This is a genomic window from uncultured Tateyamaria sp., assembly GCF_947504105.1.
In the GTDB taxonomy this organism is placed as follows: domain Bacteria; phylum Pseudomonadota; class Alphaproteobacteria; order Rhodobacterales; family Rhodobacteraceae; genus Tateyamaria.
This window is the reverse complement of record NZ_CANNGP010000086.1, coordinates 1-6626: the sequence shown is the minus strand read 5'-3', so window position 1 is coordinate 6626 and position 6626 is coordinate 1. Positions and strand designations below refer to the sequence as shown.

Below are 6626 nucleotides of genomic sequence, written 5' to 3'. Positions count from 1 at the left end.
AATCAAACCAATCAGATGAGCCAAACTCTCTCTTAGTTTAGACCGCCATTGGCCCCAAAAACCATGACGACGGACACTGGATCGTCACTTTCATCATGCGATCCACCTTAACGACCGGTCCGAAATTCCGCGACCACCTCTGTCCCTTGCGGTACGGGGCGAAATGACATTCCAAGGATTTTTTGCGGTACTGTTTGGCGACAACAGGGACAGTAGTCTTGCTGATCCCAAGATCGCGAGCGATCCACCGGTAGCTGCGCCCCTCCTCGACGGCAGCTAGGACCTGAGGTGCAAGTTTGTCTGATTTGGGATATTGCCCCGGTTGGCGGCCAAGTTTTTTGCCTCGCGCGCGGGCAGCTGCGAGAACCGCCCCGCAAAGCCGATCCCAATTCATCGCACGCAGGTCGCCCGCATGCTCCGCCACCCTGCCCTGCCCCAAACCGAGATAGCCACAAAGGTCTTCGACCGAGCAATGGTTGGCTCGTGCCAAACGTCCGATCCAACTCAAGAGCAACTCGTCGCGTACCGGCGGCGGGCGATACGGCAATGGGATGAGGATCACCTGAACTCGACGATCGGCTGGCGGGGAATGCTCCAGGCGTGCTTCGCGCATACCGGCTACCAAGCCTGAACCGCCTCATCAGTGATCCGTTCCTCACCAGTCTCGATCGCGCCTATGGCCAAGGACTTGATCATGGTGAACACACGCGAGGTCACACCGCCCGTCACCCTCAGGATCGTTCGAAGCGATGTGACTGTCAGACCCGACCGTTGCTCAAGCTCCATCGTGGCAATCAACGTCTGGATGAGCCGAGAGAACCCCACGTCGTCCTTCCAGAGCTGCAGGCAGTGTTCGTCCAGCCAACGGGCCAGTTGATCGTCGCCACGGGCTGCATCAAGGGCTTCGTTGACACCGAAGACGACAAACGGCGGTAGAGCGACCAGGTATGGCTTTTCGCCAAGCCCAGTTCCCAGGCAGCATCTCCGATGGCGCACTAATCGGCTCACCCTTCTTCTCAAGTTCCAGGATCGGACGCAGGATCGAAGCTCGATGTTTCGCAAGACGCTCGCTGACCACGCCAATCTCGCGCCACATTCTCATCAGAACTTATCCACAGAACTAACCATAGGGTAACAAGGGGTAAAGTATGGCAATTAACGGTGCAGCATGCCGCTGAAAGCAAACGGAAATCCCAACCGCAATTCTGACTAATTAGCGCACAGTGATATTAGCCGAGAATTCTGGATGATGTTGACTCCGTTTCGAAGATCAGCAGACAATAAATCACAGCTTACGTCAGTATCCGACTTTCTGGAGGGGTGCCTCAATTTGGCACTTCAACAAACCCTTTGACGATACGACGCCCTACCGATTGTACGTCAACCTCGCTGAAAAATGCGATCTCCTGAAATGATTTTTTAACTTCATCTCCTTGGCCCGCCACAAGGAAAACCGCCGCCGGTTCCATTTCGGGATTCGTCTTTGGATCCAAAAGTTCGTCCATCTTTTCTTTGGCTTTTTTATACTCGGCCGTACCAGTCTTTCCGGCATGCTCCAACATATTAAGTTCGTGCTGATGATCCTTGATGACCTCTAGACCCGGCTTACCGAGCTTCATCTCGATGGCAATTCCATCGCCATTTTGTGCACCCTTAAATGCCTGCATAACACCATCAGAAAAGGCCTGGTCAGTATCAAGAACCTTCGCGAATTTATCACCACCAACGGCTATCAAGTTGTCTCTCACCGTGATGCGTGGATTATATGGTATCCCTTTCATCGTTTCGACTTTCTTTGGGGCCCCACCTTCGTTGGTCAGCTTGTCACGATTTACCGTCCCTGAACCAACTGTCGAACGTCGCCCTCCTCCATGCAAAACCCCCAAAGGGGCCGTCTGCACAACAGAGTCCACTATCTCGGCGGCCTTGTTGCGCCCAGAGTCTTTGACGCCGTCATTGATCCCTGCAGCAATGATATTACCAACACCCATAGGCACGGTCGCCGCATGGTTTCGTCCCGCGCTGAAAGCAGTGTTGTGCTTGACCCGCGACTTGTCATCATTCCCGTCAATACTTTGGTAAGAAACGCTCTCTTGCGCATAGGCATAGCTCGCGGAGGCGTTTACGTCTCCAGCACCTGCTCCAAATATGCCGCCACCCTTTCCGGAACCATCAGCCTCGATACCAAATGTGTTGCTTGTCTTTTGAGTGGCTTCCACGGAATCCACGAGGCCAAGCATATCTGTAATCTGTAGGTCACCAGCAAGTGATCGAACAATAACTTCTTGGAGTTCCTTGGTTGACTTAACGCCTATCGAAGAACCTTCGCCAGAAGATCCGTCGAACCCGATGCGTATGGTAAAGCCAACGTCAAAAGAAAAAAGACCTGATTTTCGACCGCCTGCGCCCGTCCTTGGATCGGCACCACCAGTTGAAACCCAATTGCTTACGTCTGGTCCATCAACTTGCAACGCTACATCGGCAATGATCTGTCCCCGCATTGCACTCGTATTGCGAAGACGGAACTCGTAGTTTCCGAACCCGCGTTTTGTCTCTCCAGTCATGCCGGATGTTGACTCAAAATTTAGGTTGAAGTTGCTCTTGTAAGATAGAGGTCCGAAAATTCTTTGCGACAGTTTGTCTGTTGCAAGGTTCAGAGGTAAGGTGGCACTCACTCCGCGTCCTTTCTCGCGTGCGGAGGTGGATTTGTCCTGGACAGCAACATCGCTGGCCCATACCACTTGCGTAGTACGAACCCTGTCGTTAACAGGTGCCGTTGCGACAAAACTGTTTAATGATTTTCCCTCGGCATCTGGCGTATTCTGCCATGTTTGAATCGCTTGATGTGCCTCCCTCGCGGACGAGGTAGGAATCTCGCTGAACCAGCTATCATCCATCGTGATACCATTGTCGCCATGTGAAAGACCGCGCAACTCTGGCATCAATGCGAAGGGCGATTGCTGTGGGTGATTTGACGGCATTGCCGGCACTTCAGCCGAGACATGAGCCGCGCCCAAGAGAATATCCGCGGCAAACATCCGGGTGTCAAAACCCCATGACTGGAGGCGTGAAAAGATCGCTTGGATATCTTCCACTTGATACATTTCAGGATATGCACGTACACCGGACGCCTTACTCTGTGTTTGGCCCTCCACGGTAAGCGGTTTGGACGTAATACCCTGATCACGTTCAGCCAAAATAGCCGCGCGGACCATTGTCTTGATATGATCGCCGACCGACCCCTCGAAATCGTCTGAAACCAAACCTTGTAAGAACTCATCGCGCGAAGATAAGAGTTCGTTCAATTCCCGAATGTTGGCCCGAAATTCTTCAGGTTTGGCAGCTGGTTGTTCTGCCGACATTTCAGCATCGACCAGCTGTCGGGCCAGTCCGCCAACGGTTATGATATTCTTGCGCGCGGAAGAGATTTCTTCCGAAGCCCCCTCGAGATCACTACGCAATCTATGTAGCAACAGCTTGGTGTCCACCCCCGTACCGGTCGGATCCAGCTTACGGGATTGTGCGGCCTCGCGACTTTTGTCGACACCAATGAACCTGACCAGATTTTTTCGTGTATTCAAGCCAGGCTCGTGATCCACGGGGGCAGCAAGGGCGTCTGCGATCTCGACCAACTCGGCCAACGCCTGCGGCTCTTCAATATCGTAGTTGATATTCTCTCTTACAAGGTAGTTTTGGATTTCGCTCTTAATGGCGGCAACCTCGAACTGCGCGTTTGCACTATTGACAACCTTTTCTACGAGGCCATCAAAGGGGGCAGTGCGATTTTTCAGACTGACGTTGGCAAGTGGCGCCTCTTCGAAATCATCATCGAACGGATCACTTGCTTGAAAAATTGCATCTTGCATATCTTGGTTCAACTTTTTGAAGCCATCCACCACTTCGGGGCTGTCAGCAAACAAATTGTAATCGTTGAAATTTCCGGACACATTCTGAAAGACGGTTTGCAAGAACGCAGACGACCACAAAGCAGGGTCATCCGACATCGCGGCCACTGAAAGCGAAGCATGACCTCCCTTATCAGCCTCCGATGTGCCTCCCGAAAAAACTGCCTTGGTGTTGCTGGCATAGTCTTGTAACCTGGTCTTTACTTGATCTAACGCTCCTTCCGGTCGCTTTGTAGTTTCGGCGTTTACTGTAGAAAACTGATCAAGCAAAAGAGTTCGAGCCTGTTCGACATCTTCAACCCCACTGGCTCCAAGGTCGGCGAGTTCGAGAACATAGGCCGAAGACAACATCTCTTGCATCGCCTTATGAACGTCTTGTGCACTGGATGCAGCGCCAGCCGGTGGAAGCTGAGCAGCGATCTCATCCATAATCAACTGATAGTCATCGGACGCAGTAAAGTTCGACATGCCCTGCGTTGTCATCGTGTTTAGAAAGTTGACAAGACGGTCAGCGGAATTTCGGATATTGCCGCCCGTGTTCTCCAGCGTTGAAACGAGCGTCTTTTTCTCGTCGAGTATTTCAAAAACCTCACTTGAAACACTCTCGGTTAGTGCTTCAACGTTTTGTTCCCCTTTCCTAACAATCTGGCCAAGTTCTTCAACACGCGACGTTATGAACGGCAATAGGCGCAGCCCAGTCTGGCTTTCCCGAGTATCAATCTTGGCTTGTAGAGCCGTGATGCTGGCCAGTTCCTTACTTGCACGCTCCAACTTCAGCTTTTCACGCCCTAACTCCTTTAGGTTGCTGCGCACCGTGTTTGATCTTTCATCCAGCCTTGATGCGGTCTGCCACGCCTGCTCGATGGTGACGATATTTTCAGCTGCCCCCTCAACCGCCTGTACGCCGTCAGCGGCGACAATTTCTCTCAGTTTGGCCAGCTCCGCCTGACCACGAACGGGCTCCAGTTGACGTTCCAAGCATGCAAGTTTTTGCATCGGAAGGCGCATTGCCTTGTTCGGCGATGTCGTATTGTCCATCAGATCGATAATGGTGTGGGTCAATACGACGTCAGAGTTCGCCTTAAGATCGGGCATGTCGGGGATGCGAATGTTTGGCAGTACAGCGCGGCGCTGCCCAATCAGATCATGCATTTCTGCTGGGGCAAACTCTTCGAAATACGGTGAGTTTGCAAAAAGCGGCAATGCTTTGTCCGGGTCTTCTTTGGCCGCCTTTAGAAGCGATATGACCTCACTGACGTGGTCTTTTGAAATCGCAGTCGACACCTTGACACGGACATCGGGCGCGTCACCCGAACCTTCACTCAGTTTAAGGCTCAGAAGCTTCGGGTCGAGACCGAGTTGGCTGAATGCCAGGTTCACAAGCTGGATGGAGAGTTTGGTTAGCCGCCTTGCATCACCCTTAGCGCTGCTCAAATGTGGCGCAATTGCCCCCTTGAATTGCTCTGCGACACTGTTTCCGTACGCTGGAGTTATTCCGCGGACATCACCCAGTACGGGCCCAATTCGATCAGCAATTGCATTTAATGCTTTATCCGTTGCATGACTGTTCGTTGAAGACGCGCTTGCAGGTGCACTGCTATGTGAAACTACCTGAGCGGTGTCAACCCGCGCCCGATTTGCCATTTCGGTACGGGCTCTCTGCAGCTTCTTCAGCTTAGCAAGACGCACCCAAACCTCGCGGGTGTGCTGTCCCTCGCCCTCGGGTTTGAGGCGCAATACCACATCGTTATCATGAAGAATGAATTGTTTATCGGGCGGCTTCGCGGCCGCTTGCCTGGCCGTTTGCTCTGTTCTTGTCTTCGTTATGTTGGTGGTTGCAATACGAAACAGGCTGTGGGACTGGGTCTTGTTTTTTGCAATGGTAGTTAATCGACCAGTCTGAGGGAGATTTGTAGATCCTCCAATAGCGTCAACCATTCACTGCATTCCTTCTGCGTAGATTTGGACTCATAGCTCAAAGGCCGAATGATATCGGAGGACTGCCATCGAAAGACCTGAAGACATAATTAAATTTGCTTACTTCACACCTGAGGAAAACAAGAGCGGATGGGAAACCTAGTGAGAGTTCCAAAGGAACACTTGTCCCCCTTGCGTCGCTCCTTGATCAGCCACCTGACCCAAAAGCACCTGCGACGGTGCCTAAGCAGCGTCGACCTTACCAACTCCCCAGAAAACAGCCTTTCCGAAAGATATGTTCGCTCAACATGCATCCATCCAAGACAAAAATCTCAAAGATGTCGCTCGGAATGGCTGGGTACCTGAACGCTCTCTTGGCAAGCTTCTTGCGGAGCCTGTCGACGACCTTGGATTTTACGCGTGGTCCCTGTTCAGCAGTCGCTTATCCGCCTCTTATTCGATATGCAGAGAGAATGCGCACTAGTAAAGATGCGAAATTCAGCACTGTTTTGGAACAGAGAGAAACAACAGAGGCTTTCGTCGAAGGGTACCATCGACGGCTAGTGAACGGGAGCATGCATCCTAAAGTAGAAATTCTCAACGGTCGAGATTACGTACATCGCGCCAAGGCAAAAAACCTCTGGGCAAAGGCTGTAGCCGAATTTGATACGAATTTAAATTATGGGGCGCCACTGTTCTAGCACACCGCAATAGCAATCTTGAAGTTACCTAGTGTTCCCCGTCTGACATAGGATTCCCATTGTCGGTTCGGAGTGTCATGTTGGGGCATGAGACGAGATGACA

General features: G+C 51.9%; 3 protein-coding genes. All 3 read right to left on the bottom strand.

Translation table 11 applies throughout. From position 1 onward, the window contains the following. Positions 1–37: 37 nt before the first annotated feature. Positions 38–613 carry a TniQ family protein gene (locus tag Q1A75_RS23005; RefSeq protein WP_299593265.1) on the bottom strand — a complete coding sequence of 192 codons (576 nt, stop codon included), beginning with the start codon at positions 611–613 and terminating at the stop codon, positions 38–40. Positions 614–618: 5 nt separating this feature from the next. Beyond that, positions 619–996, bottom strand: coding sequence for a hypothetical protein (locus Q1A75_RS23000; RefSeq protein ID WP_299554642.1), 378 nt, complete (start codon positions 994–996; stop codon positions 619–621). A gap of 329 nt (positions 997–1325) precedes the next feature. After that, complete coding sequence (locus tag Q1A75_RS22995; protein ID WP_299554644.1) at positions 1326–5843, bottom strand: hypothetical protein; 4518 nt, start codon at positions 5841–5843, stop codon at positions 1326–1328. Positions 5844–6626: the final 783 nt, after the last annotated feature.